Annotated in this window: 18 protein-coding genes; 14 read left to right on the top strand and 4 right to left on the bottom strand. The window is 37.0% G+C overall.

Annotated features, from left to right (window positions below; genetic code table 11):
* Positions 1-79: 79 nt before the first annotated feature.
* The 3 genes from EYB29_RS06790 to EYB29_RS06780 all read left to right on the top strand — a co-directional run bounded on the left by EYB29_RS06790 (position 80) and on the right by EYB29_RS06780 (position 3,012).
* Positions 80-1,069, top strand: a complete 990-nt coding sequence (locus EYB29_RS06790; protein WP_026866035.1) for a hypothetical protein — start codon at positions 80-82, stop codon at positions 1,067-1,069.
* Between the two features lie 122 nt (positions 1,070-1,191).
* Positions 1,192-2,115, top strand: coding sequence for an EamA family transporter RarD (rarD, locus tag EYB29_RS06785; RefSeq protein WP_166626943.1), 924 nt, complete (start codon positions 1,192-1,194; stop codon positions 2,113-2,115).
* 69 nt (positions 2,116-2,184) lie between these two features.
* Positions 2,185-3,012: a hypothetical protein gene (locus EYB29_RS06780; protein WP_026866033.1), complete on the top strand. Its 828-nt coding sequence runs from the start codon at positions 2,185-2,187 to the stop codon at positions 3,010-3,012.
* A 59-nt stretch (positions 3,013-3,071) separates the two neighbouring features.
* Here the strand turns inward: EYB29_RS06780 and EYB29_RS06775 are convergent, their stop codons facing one another.
* Complete coding sequence (locus EYB29_RS06775; protein WP_026866032.1) at positions 3,072-3,992, bottom strand: VOC family protein; 921 nt, start codon at positions 3,990-3,992, stop codon at positions 3,072-3,074.
* A 74-nt stretch (positions 3,993-4,066) separates the two neighbouring features.
* On the opposite strand from EYB29_RS06775, the gene EYB29_RS06770 reads away from it, so the two are divergent.
* Positions 4,067-4,705, top strand: a complete 639-nt coding sequence (locus tag EYB29_RS06770; RefSeq protein WP_026866031.1) for an alpha/beta hydrolase — start codon at positions 4,067-4,069, stop codon at positions 4,703-4,705.
* On the opposite strand, the gene EYB29_RS06765 is transcribed toward EYB29_RS06770, so the two are convergent.
* A complete protein-coding gene (locus tag EYB29_RS06765; protein WP_026866030.1) occupies positions 4,700-5,551 on the bottom strand; it encodes a Cof-type HAD-IIB family hydrolase in 852 nt (283 codons plus the stop codon). The genes EYB29_RS06770 and EYB29_RS06765 overlap by 6 nt on opposite strands.
* A 110-nt stretch (positions 5,552-5,661) precedes the next feature.
* Between EYB29_RS06765 and EYB29_RS11670 the strand changes: the two genes are divergently transcribed.
* The 7 genes from EYB29_RS11670 (at position 5,662) to EYB29_RS06730 (ending at position 9,790) form a co-directional block, all read left to right on the top strand.
* Entirely contained in the window at positions 5,662-6,702 is a 1,041-nt protein-coding gene (locus EYB29_RS11670) for an SEC-C metal-binding domain-containing protein (protein ID WP_035855615.1), read from the top strand.
* Between the two features lie 50 nt (positions 6,703-6,752).
* Positions 6,753-7,301 (top strand): chromate transporter, encoded by a 549-nt coding sequence (locus EYB29_RS06755; RefSeq protein WP_370545355.1) that lies wholly within the window; start codon positions 6,753-6,755, stop codon positions 7,299-7,301.
* On the top strand, positions 7,298-7,828 hold the full coding sequence (locus tag EYB29_RS06750) for a chromate transporter (RefSeq protein WP_026866027.1): 531 nt from the start codon (positions 7,298-7,300) through the stop codon (positions 7,826-7,828). Before EYB29_RS06755 ends, EYB29_RS06750 begins: the two co-directional genes overlap by 4 nt.
* 85 nt (positions 7,829-7,913) lie before the next feature.
* Positions 7,914-8,420 (top strand): GNAT family N-acetyltransferase, encoded by a 507-nt coding sequence (locus tag EYB29_RS06745; RefSeq protein ID WP_026866026.1) that lies wholly within the window; start codon positions 7,914-7,916, stop codon positions 8,418-8,420.
* A 64-nt stretch (positions 8,421-8,484) separates the two neighbouring features.
* Entirely contained in the window at positions 8,485-8,694 is a 210-nt protein-coding gene (locus EYB29_RS06740; RefSeq protein WP_026866025.1) for a hypothetical protein, read from the top strand.
* A gap of 41 nt (positions 8,695-8,735) precedes the next feature.
* The gene (locus tag EYB29_RS06735) at positions 8,736-9,080 is read left to right on the top strand and encodes a carboxymuconolactone decarboxylase family protein (protein WP_051220440.1); all 345 of its coding nucleotides are present in this window, start codon (positions 8,736-8,738) and stop codon (positions 9,078-9,080) included.
* Between the two features lie 2 nt (positions 9,081-9,082).
* Positions 9,083-9,790: an ATP-binding cassette domain-containing protein gene (locus EYB29_RS06730; protein ID WP_026866023.1), complete on the top strand. Its 708-nt coding sequence runs from the start codon at positions 9,083-9,085 to the stop codon at positions 9,788-9,790.
* On the opposite strand, the gene coaW is transcribed toward EYB29_RS06730, so the two are convergent.
* Both coaW and EYB29_RS06720 read right to left on the bottom strand, forming a co-directional pair.
* Positions 9,783-10,583: a type II pantothenate kinase gene (gene coaW / locus EYB29_RS06725; protein ID WP_026866022.1), complete on the bottom strand. Its 801-nt coding sequence runs from the start codon at positions 10,581-10,583 to the stop codon at positions 9,783-9,785. The two genes, EYB29_RS06730 and coaW, sit on opposite strands and share 8 nt — an antisense overlap.
* Positions 10,584-10,655: 72 nt before the next feature.
* The gene (locus EYB29_RS06720) at positions 10,656-12,239 is read right to left on the bottom strand and encodes a BCCT family transporter (protein ID WP_026866021.1); all 1,584 of its coding nucleotides are present in this window, start codon (positions 12,237-12,239) and stop codon (positions 10,656-10,658) included.
* Positions 12,240-12,401: 162 nt separating this feature from the next.
* Between EYB29_RS06720 and EYB29_RS06715 the strand changes: the two genes are divergently transcribed.
* The 3 genes from EYB29_RS06715 (at position 12,402) to EYB29_RS06705 (ending at position 15,547) form a co-directional block, all read left to right on the top strand.
* Positions 12,402-13,232, top strand: coding sequence for a GNAT family N-acetyltransferase (locus EYB29_RS06715; protein WP_035855590.1), 831 nt, complete (start codon positions 12,402-12,404; stop codon positions 13,230-13,232).
* A 73-nt stretch (positions 13,233-13,305) separates the two neighbouring features.
* Positions 13,306-13,818: a DNA-directed RNA polymerase subunit delta gene (gene rpoE, locus EYB29_RS06710; protein ID WP_026866019.1), complete on the top strand. Its 513-nt coding sequence runs from the start codon at positions 13,306-13,308 to the stop codon at positions 13,816-13,818.
* A 127-nt stretch (positions 13,819-13,945) separates the two neighbouring features.
* The gene (locus EYB29_RS06705) at positions 13,946-15,547 is read left to right on the top strand and encodes a CTP synthase (RefSeq protein ID WP_166626941.1); all 1,602 of its coding nucleotides are present in this window, start codon (positions 13,946-13,948) and stop codon (positions 15,545-15,547) included.
* Positions 15,548-15,625: the final 78 nt, after the last annotated feature.

Raw genomic sequence — 15,625 nt, 5'->3', positions numbered from 1 at the left:
AAAGTTATCGCTTGGTATGAATGAATATATTGAATCAGGGTATGGAAGACTATATAAATAAAGGAGTGATTATTAGGTTATGTTTGAATATCTATCTTTGTATAGAAGAAATGCAAAAGGGCAACACGGTAAAGTATTAGGCTTTACAATTTTACAGATGATACTTTGTATCATACTACCTTCAATCTTGATGTTTGCTTTAATGTTTGCACCTGCGCTTTTATCATTTACTAATACCGATGACTCGACAATAGGCGTCGCCTTCATTGTCTGGGGACTAGTCATTTCGTTGGTTTTTGTATTAGCTTGTATCTTCTTAATTTTTCCAATGTATGTCGGTATTCTTAGATACTTTGCAAGTGCGTATACAGGTAAACCATTTAGTTTTGGTGAAGCATATAAAGTTTTCAAGAAAGGAAACTACTCAAAACTTATTAAGATTGCTTTACTCGTTTTTCTCCTGTACGTTGCCTTGTCTATAGTGATTGGTATATTAATAAATATGCTGTTTGTTATTGCAATTACGCCACTTGCTGGCGCAGGATTTGTGACTGAAACAACACAGCTCCAAGAATTGTCTGTACCAATGATAATCTTATCGGTAGCTCTAGCTCTTATCGTTACGATTGTTGCTTACATTCCATATATCATCATGTTTATTTATTTCGCAGTGGTATTTATGGTCTACATTGATGAGCCTTTAATTCCAACTATGGATAAGCTAAAAATAGCGTGGGACATCTTATTCAAATCAAGCGCGAGTATGGTGAAGTTATTCTTTAGTAACTTAATCTTGTATATTGTGATGATGATTGTAATGTTCGCTGTCATTTTCGGTCTTGCATTCTTAGTCAGCTTCACCGCTGTACAAACGGACATGCCTGGCTTGTCAGCAATATTAGGATTTGTTGTACTCTTAATCACGTTTGTGATTGGTGTGTATGTCTCTTACCTGATTTTAGGATCAATCGTTGCATATTATTTTGTAGGAAGAGAATCATTGGATGAGATTAATCATCAAGAGAAACGTGAACCGGATCACCAAATTGAAAACGATAATGATTTATAGTAAAAAACTTAGCGGTGAACAGCTCAAGCTGTTTGCCGCTATTTTTATTGAAGTGTAATTGTTGCTAATTTAGTGTTCAGTTGTAAAATTAAGATAAAATACAAAAAGAATGAGGTGAGTCAATGTCCAATGTAGCAAAAGGGATATTGCTAACAGGTGCAACATACGTAATCTGGGGTGTACTTCCAATTTACTGGAGGCAAATTGAATATGTCTCACCATTAGAGATTATAGCCCATAGAATATTTTGGTCTTTTATTTTTATGATTTTTTATATCAAACTAACTGGGCGATGGGAATATTTAAAAACCAATCTTACATACATATTCAGTGATAAGAAAAAAGCGTTAAGTATCATAGCAGCTTCGATTATTATAAGCTTAAACTGGTTGACCTATATTTTAGCTGTGAACCAAGGTTATATACTAGAGGCAAGTTTAGGATACTATATCAATCCGTTTGTCAGTATTTTACTTGCCTTTTTTATTTTGAAAGAAAGATTCTCTAAGGGCGAATGGCTAGCAATATTCATAGTTTTGATTGGTGTAGTGTACATGACGCTTGGCGTGGGGAGAATACCATTACTCGCTTTGACTCTAGCAGTAACATTTGGGGTATATGGATTGATTAAAAAGACGATTAACTTAGACGCGACGTACGCACTTGCTGTTGAGACGGCAGTACTCGCTCCCATAGCTTTAATATATATCATCTATTTGAATGTTACGGGTATGAATACCTTGGAATTTGGTGTGAACGCTGAGACAGCCTTCACTGTAGGAACAGGTGTTGTTACAGCAATTCCACTATTAATGTTTGCGATTGGTGCAGTGTACATTCCTTTGTCTTTAATAGGTTTACTACAATATATAGGACCAACCCTAACACTGTTAATTGGCATATTTATATATGGTGAATCATTCACCGACACCCATAAAATTTCTTATACTTTCATTTGGTACGGCCTAATATTGTACACAATAATAAGGTTTAAAAATTCTAGACCAAGACGTCCGAAGAAGACCGTCAAACTTACGGAGTCTTAGCTTATTGTTAGATATAATGAGAAGTCCGTGGTACTATTTAGAAAGATTTTAGTGTAAGGGGAATGAGTCATGTATTATTTTAAAAATTTTGGCTTATTGTTAATCGTCACGGGTTTTTTAGCAGCCTGTCAGGCAACTGATTCACAAGCTGTAGATGACTCAGAAAACGAAAGAACTGTCGATACCAACAAGACTAAAGTCTCAGAAGATAATAATTCCACAGAAGAATCTGAAGAGCAAACCAGTGAAAATAAAAATAATTCTACTGAAGAAGACAACATAGAACAGGCGAAAGTTGAAGATGAACAGCTCGCCAAAATAATCGATAAGTCAACAGAAATCGAAAGCTACAAAGCAGAATTAAACCTAGAGGCTTCATTAGATGAGATGGAGGAAGAATCTCTTAATGCAGAAGCTGACGTCATAAATGGAGACCCACCTCAATTACGGCTAAGAAGTGCAGGCGAAGATCGCACTTTATCGAGAGATGGACAAACTTATTTCTACAATGGTCAAGATTGGATTAATGTATCAGATTCGGTCGATGTTAATTTATTATACAGTGTCACTTATGATCAAGCGGTTCATTCTTTAGAAACCTTGTTTGGTTACATGACCACAGAGGAGACCGATGATAAGATTATTTATAAGTACCATGGAAATGATGAGGAAGTTTATAGAAATCTAGAGTCATTGGTGCAAGTTAATTTTGGACAAATGACTGTAGAAACAGTGGAATCCTCAATCGAATTTGTTGTAGATGAAGAGAGAATGTTGATAGAGAAGATTAATTTTGATGTCGAAGGTAAAGATACAGGTGGCACGTTCTCATTAAATGGTGATACTACCTTTGATAACTTTAATAATATTGATCAAATCGAACTCCCTAATGAGTAATGATAAAACCGTTCCTTTAATTTTAAAGGAACGGTTTTTTATGTTCTAATTACTAAATTTTAGAGTGGGTGTAGGCGCATTTCAATGAAGTCTCTATCATCCTCTAAAAATGGAGGGACTGCGAGTTTTTCTCCTAATGTTTCTAGTGGCTCATCGACTGTAAACCCTGGACCATCTGTAGAAATTTCAACGGTAATATTGCCTGGTGCATTAATATATAGTGCCTTGAAGTAATGTCGATTCACAACGCCAGAAGACAGCCACTTATCTGCTTTAATCTTTTTATAGATTTCTTCTAAATCAGCTTCATCTTTCACTCTCAGTGAGAAGTGATGAACACTACCATAGCCTTCTTTTTCAACATTTGTCGTTCTAGATTCGAAGATAAACACCGCATCATCACCAAAGTCAACTCGAGCTTCTGTATCTTGGTCAATGTCCCCATCGTATTTACCGCCTAGCAATGTAAGAAACTCAACCATAGGTTTTAAATATTGAACGGTGAGTTCAACACCGTAAACGCCTCTAATGGCGTAGGCTTCAGGAATATCGTTATCTGTATGAGGGACTGCCTTATTCTCATTATCGTCAACGACTAGGGCAAAGCGTTGACTTTCCTCATCAGAAAATTTCATCAATGTTTCGCCGAAATAATCGATGATACCTTCGTGATAAACGCCTTTTTCATCGAAACGGTCACGGAAGTATTGTAAGGCTTCTTTTGACGGAACACGTAAGATTGTACGTGAGATAGAGTTAGTTCCTGGTGTGTACTTAGGGGCAAGACCGATTTCAAAAAAAGTCACATCTGTCCCTGGTGTCCCTTTGTAGTCACTATAAAATAAGTGATACATACTTGGGTCATCTTGGTTAACAGTCTTTTTAACGAGACGATGACCTAATATTTTAGTGAAAAAATCATGATTTTCAATGATATTCTTAGTAATTGCGGAAACATGGTGTATACCAAATGCAGGCATAATGCATCCTCCTTTAATCTCTTTGATTTTATTATATAATACGACTATGCGTAACTCTATTAGGAGGACTTTAAATGAAACATTTATACATCAAAAGTAAAGTTGAAGAAAATGTTGAAACCATAATTCTTTTACACGGTACAGGAGGTAGAGAGACGGATTTACTCGATGTTGCTGCCATGGTAGATGGTGATGCCAATGTCCTAAGCCTAAGAGGTGAGATTGATGAAAATGGACAAAGCCGATTTTTTAGACGCCTTTCAGCTAATGAATTTGATGAAGCGAGTCTAAAAGAAGAAGGTGATAAAATATACAACACTTTAAAAGACTTGAGTAAAATCTATGATTTTGAGCTCTCTAAATCCATACTTATTGGTTATTCTAATGGCGCAAATATGGGAGCTTATTTATTGTTGAACTACGATTTAGGGTTAAGAGGGGCAATGTTAATGCACAGTGCTTACCGTAGTGAAACAGTTGGAAAAGGAATGTTGTTTAATACAGATGTACTTCTAACAGCCGGTGCAAAAGATATGACTGCTACAGCTGGTGAATCATACACCTTAAAGAAAAAACTAGAAGACAAGGGCATGAATGTAACCATTAAGCTGACTGACGGGGGTCATGAAATTTCGCCGATGGAATTGATGGAGGGTAATGTTTGGTTTATGCCAATTAAAAAAGCCCTCAGAGACGAGGGCAAATTGCTATAGATAATGTTTCTTTAAATAAATCTCAAGGCCATCTTCATCACATGTAAAATCGGTGACATCATCTGCAAGACATTTAACGTCTTCTTGACCGTTTTTTAAGGCAGTTGATTTACCGACAACTTTAAACATAGGGATATCATTCATAGAATCGCCGAAAGCATGAATGTCATGAAGCGGCAGCTTAAGTTCTCTAGCAATTGTCTTTAAACCGGAACCTTTGTCTGTGCCATAGACCATGATTTCTGAGTTATGATTTGATGTACGGTATATCTGAAAACCAGCGTCTGATGTAAAGTGATTATTGAGGTAGTCATACCAGTTGTCCATCTTATTTTTATCATTTGAGAAGAAGTAAAACTTAATAATATCATTGGTGTCGAGTGCGTGATTATCGACCCATTGCTCTTGAGAGTTTAAGGTACGGGCAGTGCCGATGTTTTCATAATCTAGTACTGTCTCATCAGCTTGTGCAGTGAGGTCCTCCAAAGCATAATCGTAATCATCATTATAGGTATATGGACCACCGCTCTGGCTCGTTGTTATCTCATAATATATCTTGTGTTTACGAACCTCTTCTAAGACGAAACTGACTTGTTCTTTTGTAAAGGCAGTGCGTGATAAGAGCGTGTCACCAAGGTATACGGTCATACCGCTCGCAGCGACAAAGCCATCGACCGGAACATCGTTAGGCACTTTTTGATGAATCATTTGAAGCGAACGTCCGGTCGCGATAATGATTTTGATTCCTTTATTATGGATGTCTTGAAGTGTCTTAATGAGACTGTTGGGGAATTCACCTGCATGATTTAATGTTGTACCATCTAAATCGAGGGCAATAGCTTTCATCTTTATATGAGCTCCTATCATATGTATTCGTTACCTCTTAAATTTTAGCATATTTACACAAGTATGATAAAATACCAGTACTAGAATTAGTATATAAGGAGTTGTTCATTGTGACAAATACGGGTGTGTATTTAGAAAAATATGATTTAGAAGACTTGCATCAAGTTGCAATAAATACCGGCGTCAAAAATGAAACAGCTTTAGATAAAGAAGACTTAATTGAGGCAATTTCAGCAAACTTAACGAATGAATCAGTACTCACGTACACTTACCTATATAGTGATGATATTGCGCTCGAATCATGGAAAAGAGCAGCGACAAATTTGGATGAAGCGAAAGATTTAAGCCTTGTAGACATTTACGGCTTGTATATCATGGGCTTGGCCTATGAAGATTTAAATAATCCTGACCACTTCTTTATTATTGATGAAGTGCTCGATAAATTTAAAACAGTCGATACGAAAGAAAATAAAGAAAAACGTTTGGCAGTTCAAAGAAAGTTAAATTTAATTAGAGCTGCCTTACATCTCTATGGTGTTGTTGAATTTAAACAGCTTACTAAACTATTTAAGAAATACTATGGCCAGGAGACGACAATTGAGGAATTAGTCGATTTAGTAAATGAGTCACCTTATGTCATTACGATTAATGAAAAAAACAAAGAATTTGTCATAGATGATATGACAGATGAACAGTACCAAATTATTAGAAAAAATCAGCAAAAATACAACTACTATGAACCAGAATTTGCTAAGTTCATACAGTTTTCAAACCCGAACTACATTGATGAGTCTATTTATCATGAGTCACTAAAATCTTGGGTTAGTAGTCACTTAAATACAGACGTAGCTTCACTAGAAGAATTATATATTCAAATGTTACGTATGATTATTAGTGGTCAAAAACGGACTGATATCATCGCAGAAATTAACAATCTAGGCTATGAATTTTCTACTAAACAAGAAGAAGATGACTTCTTTAATTTAGTGAGTGGCGTGCTAAAACATACTCGTCATTTCCAATATAGAGGTAAGTCAGAAGCAGAACTTGGACAAAAAACAATCGTCAATGAGTTCAAGGTCGGACGAAACGATCCTTGTCCATGTGGCAGTGGAAAGAAATATAAAAAATGCTGTGGTAAAGCAGTTTGATATAAAAGCACCAGCCATGCTGGTGCTTTTTCTGATAAGAGGTGAGAATGATGCACTGGCAAATATTTAAGGCGTTTTTTAGAGTAGGGATGCTCGGTTTCGGTGGGGGTCCTTCATCGATTCCGTTAGTTAAAATAGAAGTTGTTGATAAATATAAATGGATGTCGAATGAAGAATTCCAAGATGTACTGGCAATCGCCAATGTTTTACCAGGACCAATTATTACTAAAGTCGCTGGGTACATATGTTATCAAATAAAGGGTTGGCTTGGTGTAGCCAATGCCATGGTTGCGATGATTTTACCAACGGCAGTGATTATGACCATCCTTCTTGCTTTATTTACAGGTTTTAAAGACCTAGCCTGGGTACAGGGAATGAGTGCAGGGGTAGTGCCAGTTGTCCTAGTCATGCTAGCGATTCTAACAATTGAATTTTTACAATCAGCGAAAGCGGTCACGACGTGGGCATTTTTAATTCCTTTTACTATAGGTATGTTGATTATCTTAGAAGTGCTAAATATTCATCCGGCAATTGTTATCGCCATTATTATCGTTATTAGTCTTTTAAGGAAAGATAAGGTTAGAGGAGGGTCAACATGATTTACATGGAAATTTTTCTGGCCTTTCTGATTCCAGGTATAATTGGATATGGTGGAGGTCCAGCCTCAATCCCTCTAGTCGAAAGAGAGGTTGTTGATACCTATGGTTGGATGACAACTGGTGAGTTTGCTGAAGTACTTGCACTCGGTAACTCACTACCTGGTCCTATACTAACGAAGATGGGTGCCTACATTGGATACGAAGCCGGTGGCGTACTTGGTAGTATTGTTGCAGTAACTGCAAGTGTCCTACCTTCCTTGGTTGTCATGATTTTACTTGCTGCACTTTTATATAAGTTGAAAGGGACGAATAAATTCAGCACCTTAACAACATTAATTAGACCAGTGATTGCAATATTAATGGGTGTAATCGTAGTAGATTTTCTATTTAACTCTCTAGAGGTTTCAGGTGGCTTCCACACAATATTCTTAATTGTCATTGCTTTTATACTTTTACAGATTGTTAAAATACATCCTGCCTTCGTCATTATGATTGGCTTAATTTATGGTGCCCTGTTTATTAGATAAGAAGCATGATATTTAATGGAAAAGTAAACTTGTAATATAATGAATGGGAATGATTAAAAACCAAGCTAGAAGGAGACGACTAAGTATGGCATATGAAATACGTGAAATGAGAATATCGGACGCTAAAAGTATTGTCAGGCACAAACATATTGTGACTGAGGCGTATCCAGATATTCTAGCAACAGCAATTGAAAATCGTGAGATAACTGTTGAAGAAGAAGAAGCAACTATAAAATCTTTAGGCACCAATGACCTAGGTATTGTTGCTGTAGATGGTGATACGGTTATTGGTATGTTAAATATGCGCCAAGATCACCGTAAGAAGTTTGAACATATCGCACAATTTGGTATCAGTTTACAACCAGACTATACTGGCTCAGGTACAGGGACTGCGATGATTGAACGTGCCCTAGAATTTGCTAAAGCTAACGATATAATTGAAAAAGTCATTCTAACTGTTTTCTCTAATAATCCTGGAGCAATTAAACTTTACGAAAAATTAGGCTTTAAAGAAGAAGCTGTATTGAAGAACCAAGTGAAATTGAAAGAAGGCTATACTAATTTAGTCTATATGTCGAACTTTTTAGAATAGATGAGAAAATAGCGGAATGTCGTGATATTATAAAGTTAAGAAGAATAATATGGTGGGTGAGCACATGAAATTAAGAAATGTTTTCATTTACGCAATAGCATTAACTTTATTTACGGCAGGGGTTATCTTTTCAACGACTGCATCCTACACACAGGATGCGCCATTATCACTTACAACAATAGGTATCTTTATGATAGTCATTTTTGCTGCCTACATCTGGGTATTAATGTGTTACAGAAAAAGAACAATCCACAAAAAAGAGAATCGCATTTAAGCGATTCTCTTTCTTTAAATAAATTAAAAGGATGATTATTCATGGGTAATTTTGAAGAAATTAATAAACGTGCGCAAAAAAACACAGGTCGAATTCAAGAAACGCAACCCGATTTTATGTCTGCTTTCAGAAAGCTTCAAAAAGAAGGGTATAAAGCTAATGCTTTGGATGAGAAGACCAAAGAGTATATCGCTTTAACTTATGCTATCGCAGATAAGTGTGAGGGTTGTATTGGTAACCATGTCAACAAACTAGTTAAACTCGGTGCGACACGTGACGAAATTTCAGATATCGTTGCGGTCTCTATAGTGATGGGTGGCGGACCAGCTAGTGTATATGGTGGTAAAGCACTAGAAGCATATGATGAAGCGACGACAGAGGTATAATCGTGTTAGACATTCATTCTTTGGTGGTCGATTACGATGACTTTAAAATTATAGTGGAAAGTTTGATATTCGAACCTGGCTTACACGTTCTAATTGGGGAGAATGGAAGTGGTAAAAGTTCAGTTTTAACAGGTGTTACGGGTTTTAATACAAAGTCCATAAAAAAACGTGAACTCTATGTAGACAACCACAAACTTTCTTCTACAGCAGAATACATCAGCTATCTTCCTCAACACAACGTACCTTTTCAAATTAATGTAGAAGATTTTGTAGGTTTGAGCACAGAGAAGAAAATTTCTGGTGAACAGTTTATTGGAATTCTAAACGATTACGATTTAATACATTATCGAAATCACAGCATTGAAAATTTAAGTGGTGGGGAGTTCAAACGTGCACTTCTTGCGCAAATTGAATTGGAAGACAAACCCATAATCATGCTTGATGAAATTGAACAAGGATTGGATGTTAACTATCAACACATTATTTTATCGAGATTGAAAGAATTAGCTAAAAATAAAGTGGTCATTCTTGCCATGCATGATTTAAGTTTGGCGATGACATATGCAGATTCAATTTCCGGCATGAAAAAAGGTACTTTAACCGCAGCTAAAGTACCGAATCATCAAGTAACAGAAGAGATGTTGTCTCATATATTTTCACGTGAAATGAAGGTTATCAGGCAAGGGAATAAGGTAGCTGTCCTCAGTTAGTTTCTATGGCACCAAGGGCACCTGAAAATTCACCGTTGGGTACAACATAGGCCTCTGCGCCTTTTAACTGACTATAATTATAAATGATGTCCGTCATTACAGTGTTATCGAGTAAAGTAGAACCAATAAACACCATTTTTTTAGTGTCAAAGGCATCAGCTAGATTTAAAGCCATTGCTGTAACAGTTTCTGCTACAAGACCAATAACTGCGATCAGTTGATCTTCAATTGACTGGTCGCTTTTGTGATTAAGTACATTTCCGAAGTTACTTGCAGTAAGATCACCTGGAATTGGTGTAGGCTTACCATTGTAAATATGATGGACTTTTAAATCGACTTTGTTACGGTCACCTTTTTTTGCACGTTCTATAATCGTATGGTAATCCTCGATTCCTGTCAGTAAATGACTTAAGCCGAGTAAAGTTCCACCACCTACACCAGACCCACCAACACGTTTTTGATCCGTGGTTGTCGCTTGGTGGAAACTTGTTCCTGTACCAACATTTAAGTATACATAACGTTCAAAATTCAAATTACTTTCATTCAAGAGTTGAGTCAGACCTCTAAAGGTAGCATCGAATTCTATGGAAATTTTAGATTCAAAATTTAGCTTCTCTTGTATATATTCTGACTTGCCTCCTGTTAAATAAACTTCTTCTTCACTATAATCATTGTTTAATATCTCAATCACTTGGTCAATATCAGTGGAAGGGTATTTTTTAAAGGTACGATTTTCATCATCAAGAATGACCAATTTAATTAATGTACCGCCAGCATCGATGCCGATTTTCATAAGATCGCTCCTAAAGTTATAAATGAAACAGCGCTCAAAGTTATGAGCGCTGTTATTAACGTTTCTTCTATTTTAATATTTTTTTGGTTTTTGTCTACGTTTCATTGCATTATTAGGTTCTCTTCTTAATCCTTTAGAAACTGATGCAATCATCAAGATTAGTATGAGGCCAAACGGTAGACCTGCTAACAGTGAAGCTGCCTGTAAGCTGGTTAATCCACCTGCTAATATTAATGCGATAGTCAACAATCCGAGCAATAGACCCCAAAGGACTTTAAGTCGAATTGGTGGATTCTCTGTTGAACCAATACTCATTCCCGAAACAATAAATGTTGCTGAATCGGCTGATGTTACTAGGAAAGTAAAGATTAACAGGAGCGCAACAATAGATGTAAACCATGAAATAGGTAAGGTATCAAACAAGGCGAAGAGCGCCTGCGTTTGGTCATCTAGAACGATTTGTCCAATATTTGTATTATTCATAAGATCTGAATAAATTGCTGTACCACCGAGGGCGCCAACCCATAGGAAAGATAGCATTGGTGGGACAATCAGAATACCCAGTACATATTCACGAATCGTGCGACCGCGAGATACACGGGCAACAAATGAACCAATGAATGGACTCCAAGCAATTACCCATGCCCAGTAGAACACTGTCCAGTCTTGAACCCAAGTACCACCTGCATATGGTGTCATGCGTAATGAATAGCCAACAAAGTTTGTCAAATAGTCACCAAGCCCAAGAATAATACTTTCCATAATGAATGTAAATGGTCCAACTGCCATAATGAAAATGGTTAAGACAAGTGCAAGGATCATGTTTAAACTGGAAAGGAATTTCATTCCTTTCTTAAGTCCAGTTACTGTTGAAAATATAAATAGACCTGTCATAGCTGCTGTCAAAATGATTTGAGTTAATGGTCCTGATGGAACACCAAAGGCGATATCTAAACCACCATCCATCTGCATAATACCTAAACCAACAGAAGTCGACATACCCGTTACAGTTGCAATGATTGCTAATATATCAATTGCTTTACGTGCTTTTTGATTGTAATCCATACCGAATAGTGGTTCTAAAGCAGTTGAGACTAAACCATCACGGTTTTTACGGAATTGGAAGTAACCAATTGATAGACCAGCTACCCCGAATATTGACCATTGGGAGATTCCCCAGTGGAAATAAGTATAACCCATCGCGAGTCTAGCGGCTTCGGCATCCTCAACTGGACCACCTAAAAATGGTGAGGTCATAAAGTGTTCCATAGGCTCTGCGACACCAAAGAATACTAAACCAACACCTAGCCCACTTGAAAATAGCATTCCGACCCAGGCCCAAAATGAGAACTCTGGTTTGGAATTATCACCACCGAGTTTTACGCGGCCATAAGGTGATAGGGCAAGAAATAATAGAAATACACCGAATCCAAATACAACGAGTAAGAAAAACCAACTAAATGTTTCTGAGATAAGAGCATAGACATTTTCAGAAGCGACCTGGAACTGAGTTGGAATAATCATGGCAATTGCAGACACTACAATGATTATTGAAGCTGCAGTCCAGAAAACGACGCCTAGCTTATTAAACTGAAATTTTTCCGGTTGATCCTGGTTTTCCTGACTCTTTGTAGTTGTACTTTCTTCGTTTGTCACGAAAGTTCCTCCTAATATATTTGTAGTATACAAAGTTACTACCCGGCAATAACGACATGAAACGTTGAATTGGAAAATTTTGTGTTAATGTCTAAATTGTCACTAGAGAGGGTATGGACTTATAATAGCAAACTATAGAATCTTGTCAAAAAGGGGAAAATTATGGACATTAAAGTGAGAAAGTACAATGAAAGTGATAAGGACGCACTTCAGTCCTATGAATTAAGTGACAAGCAACAAATTTATTCTAGTTTACCATTAGATGTATTAAATGAAGCTCTAGAAGATAAAGATCGAACTGCCAATGTGGTTGTCACAGATGATGGAAAAGTTGTTGGTTTTTTTGTACTACATAAACATTATCAACACGAAGGGTATGATACGCCGCATGAGGTGGTTTACGTGAGGTCTTTATCCATCAATGAAAAATATCAAGGAAATGGTTACGGTACGAAAGTGGCTCAATTATTACCGGTTTATGTACAAGAAAACTTTTCTCAGTTTGAGCATTTATACTTAGTTGTTGATGGTGAGAATCAAGGGGCATGGAATCTATACGAAAGAGCAGGGTTCTTACACACTGCAACAAAGGAAGAAGGACCTATTGGTAAGGAACGTTTATATTATTTAGATTTAGACCGTAATTATGTACCGAACTTAAGAATCAATTTGGCAAGTGACGTGTCTGCTTCTACACTGAAATTCAATCTCATGCTAGGCGAGGAAGTTGCAGGCTATATTGATACGGTTAAAAACGGTAAAGTACTGGAAATTAAACATATATATGTTGAGGAGAAGCATCGTTCAAAAGGGATTGCTGAGAGCGCAATAAGGCAGTTTGCTACAATAGTTAGAAAATATTTGAAAGATGTTGAGATTGCTGAAGTTAACGTGACGAATACGGGCTTAGAAAAGCTGTTTACTGGTGCTGGATTTGTTCACCCTCATGATGCTGAAGATGAGAATTATTACCGGAAATTGGTGAGATACTAACTTAGCTCTTGAAACATTAGTAAAATATTTGTATTATATCCTAAGGTATTTACATCTTGAAAGGATGACGTAAATGAGACTGGACAGTTATACTAAGGAAATGATGGACGAAAATTCATTTATTGATATGTCACACATTTATTTAGAAGATAAAGGCGAAGATACTAACCTCTATGAAATGGTAGATAAATTTAAAGAAGTTGGGAATTATACTGAAAGTGAAATTGAAGACCGCATCTTACAATTCTATACGGATTTAAACACTGACGGTCGTTTCTTAAGTACAGGTGAAGGTGTTTGGGGCTTACGTGAATGGTATGCCGTGGATGATATCAATGATAAGATTGCACCGACCATCCATAAGATTGAGATTGCTTCTGAAGATGAGTATATTGATGAAGAAGAAGATTACCCTGGTGCCAAGGAACTAGGTGAAGACCAGGAAGAAATTGATGGCACACTTCATGGTGAAACTGAAGAAGATGATGATGAAGAAGCCATCGATTCTGAAGTCGATGATGAGTTGGAATTCGACGACAAAGAAAAGCTTGAAGATGAATATGATGACGAGGCAGATGCATATTAATAATTATTGACTTTCTTCTTGAAAGTGATAATATTTTAATTGGGCTCCCTTAAATTGGGACTAGTAAACGTGCTCCTTTTCACATTTGTGAAAGGGAGCTATTTTTATTTTATGCAGGAGGAAGACTATGACTAAATATATCTTTGTAACAGGTGGCGTGGTGTCATCTTTAGGTAAAGGAATAACAGCAGCTTCACTAGGACGTTTATTGAAAGATAGAGGTTTTAAAATCACAATTCAAAAATTTGATCCCTACTTAAATGTTGACCCAGGGACGATGAGCCCGTATCAACATGGTGAAGTATTCGTCACAGAAGATGGTGCGGAAACTGATTTAGATCTAGGGCACTATGAGCGTTTTATCGATATTAATGTGAGCAAGTACTCTAATGTCACTGCTGGTAAAGTATACTCTGAAGTCATTCAAAAAGAGCGCCGCGGAGATTATTTAGGTGGTACAGTGCAAGTGATTCCTCACATTACAAATGAAATTAAATCACGCATTAAAAAAGCGGGGGATTCATCACAAGCTGACATCGTTATTACAGAGATAGGCGGTACAACAGGTGATATTGAATCCTTACCGTTTATTGAATCAATTCGTCAGTTACGAAGTGACCTTGGTAAAGATAATGTTATGTTCATTCACTGTACATTGCTGCCTTATATTAAAGCAGCTGGAGAAATGAAAACAAAACCAACTCAACATAGTGTTAAGGAACTAAGAGGTTTAGGTATTCACCCTGACATGATTGTTGTTCGTTCTGAATATCCGATGACTGAAGATTTACGTGATAAGATTGCATTGTTCTGTGACATCGAAGAGAAAAACGTAATCAATGCAAAAGATGAAGAAACAATATATAAGCTTGTGATGTCATTGCAAGATCAAGATATGGATGATTTAGTTCTTGAAAACCTGAAACTTGAATCTAAGGGTGAAGCGGCATTAACTGATTGGAAGCATTTACTTGATAACCTAAGTAAAATTGATAAAACAATCAAAATCGGTTTAGTTGGTAAGTACGTGGAACTACAGGATGCTTACCTATCTGTAGCAGAATCGCTGCGTCATGCAGGTTATGAAGTCCATGCAGACGTTGATATCCACTGGATTAATTCTCAGGAAGTGACTGAGCAAAACTATATGGAAATACTCGGAGAAGTCGATGGTATAGTGGTACCGGGTGGCTTTGGTGACCGCGGTATAGAGGGTAAAATCTTAACGCTTAAATATGCGAGGGAAAACAAGGTGCCTGTTTTAGGTATTTGCCTCGGCATGCAACTCGCATCAGTTGAATTTGCTCGTAATGTAGTAGGCCTTAAAGGTGCAAATTCTTCCGAATTAGATGAACATACACCATACGCAATCATTGATTTAATGCCGGATCAAAAAGATGTTGTTGATCTTGGTGGTACTCTTCGCCTCGGTAGTTTCCCATGTGTGATTAAAGAAGGAACCAAGGCAGAGGCACTTTATGAGCAAAATGAAATTAATGAGCGTCACCGTCACCGTTTTGAATTCAACAATGCTTATAAGGAACAGCTGGAAGAACATGGCATGGTGTTTAGTGGGACTTCACCAGATGGTAGATTGGTGGAAATGATTGAATTAGAAGACCACCCATATTACATGGCTGTTCAGTTCCACCCAGAATTCCAATCAAGACCAACACGTCCACACCCACTATTTAGTGGTTTGATTCAAGCAACTTTAGACAACGAATAAGTTTAAGCTCAGCTGAAAATTCTAAGTAGAGTCTTCAGCTGAGTTTTTACCTTTATGGGTTAAATCGTGATTTTAATC

Origin of the sequence: Jeotgalicoccus sp. S0W5 (assembly GCF_011634875.1) — a bacterium.
GTDB lineage: Bacteria > Bacillota > Bacilli > Staphylococcales > Salinicoccaceae > Jeotgalicoccus > Jeotgalicoccus marinus.
The sequence above is the reverse complement of the archived record's forward strand: the minus strand, read 5'-3'. Positions and strand labels throughout refer to the sequence as shown.

Excerpts from the sequence above, each read along its gene's own strand:
- EYB29_RS06790 (WP_026866035.1), top strand. The coding sequence starts at position 80 with ATGTTTGAATATCTATCTTTGTATAGAAGAAATGCAAAAGGGCAACAC.
- rarD (WP_166626943.1), top strand. The coding sequence starts at position 1,192 with ATGTCCAATGTAGCAAAAGGGATATTGCTAACAGGTGCAACATACGTA.
- EYB29_RS06780 (WP_026866033.1), top strand. The coding sequence starts at position 2,185 with ATGTATTATTTTAAAAATTTTGGCTTATTGTTAATCGTCACGGGTTTT.
- EYB29_RS06775 (WP_026866032.1), bottom strand. The coding sequence starts at position 3,992 with ATGCCTGCATTTGGTATACACCATGTTTCCGCAATTACTAAGAATATC.
- EYB29_RS06770 (WP_026866031.1), top strand. The coding sequence starts at position 4,067 with ATGAAACATTTATACATCAAAAGTAAAGTTGAAGAAAATGTTGAAACC.
- EYB29_RS06765 (WP_026866030.1), bottom strand. The coding sequence starts at position 5,551 with ATGAAAGCTATTGCCCTCGATTTAGATGGTACAACATTAAATCATGCA.
- EYB29_RS06755 (WP_370545355.1), top strand. The coding sequence starts at position 6,753 with ATGCACTGGCAAATATTTAAGGCGTTTTTTAGAGTAGGGATGCTCGGT.
- EYB29_RS06750 (WP_026866027.1), top strand. The coding sequence starts at position 7,298 with ATGATTTACATGGAAATTTTTCTGGCCTTTCTGATTCCAGGTATAATT.
- EYB29_RS06745 (WP_026866026.1), top strand. The coding sequence starts at position 7,914 with ATGGCATATGAAATACGTGAAATGAGAATATCGGACGCTAAAAGTATT.
- EYB29_RS06740 (WP_026866025.1), top strand. The coding sequence starts at position 8,485 with ATGAAATTAAGAAATGTTTTCATTTACGCAATAGCATTAACTTTATTT.
- EYB29_RS06735 (WP_051220440.1), top strand. The coding sequence starts at position 8,736 with ATGGGTAATTTTGAAGAAATTAATAAACGTGCGCAAAAAAACACAGGT.
- coaW (WP_026866022.1), bottom strand. The coding sequence starts at position 10,583 with ATGAAAATCGGCATCGATGCTGGCGGTACATTAATTAAATTGGTCATT.
- EYB29_RS06715 (WP_035855590.1), top strand. The coding sequence starts at position 12,402 with ATGGACATTAAAGTGAGAAAGTACAATGAAAGTGATAAGGACGCACTT.
- rpoE (WP_026866019.1), top strand. The coding sequence starts at position 13,306 with ATGAGACTGGACAGTTATACTAAGGAAATGATGGACGAAAATTCATTT.
- EYB29_RS06705 (WP_166626941.1), top strand. The coding sequence starts at position 13,946 with ATGACTAAATATATCTTTGTAACAGGTGGCGTGGTGTCATCTTTAGGT.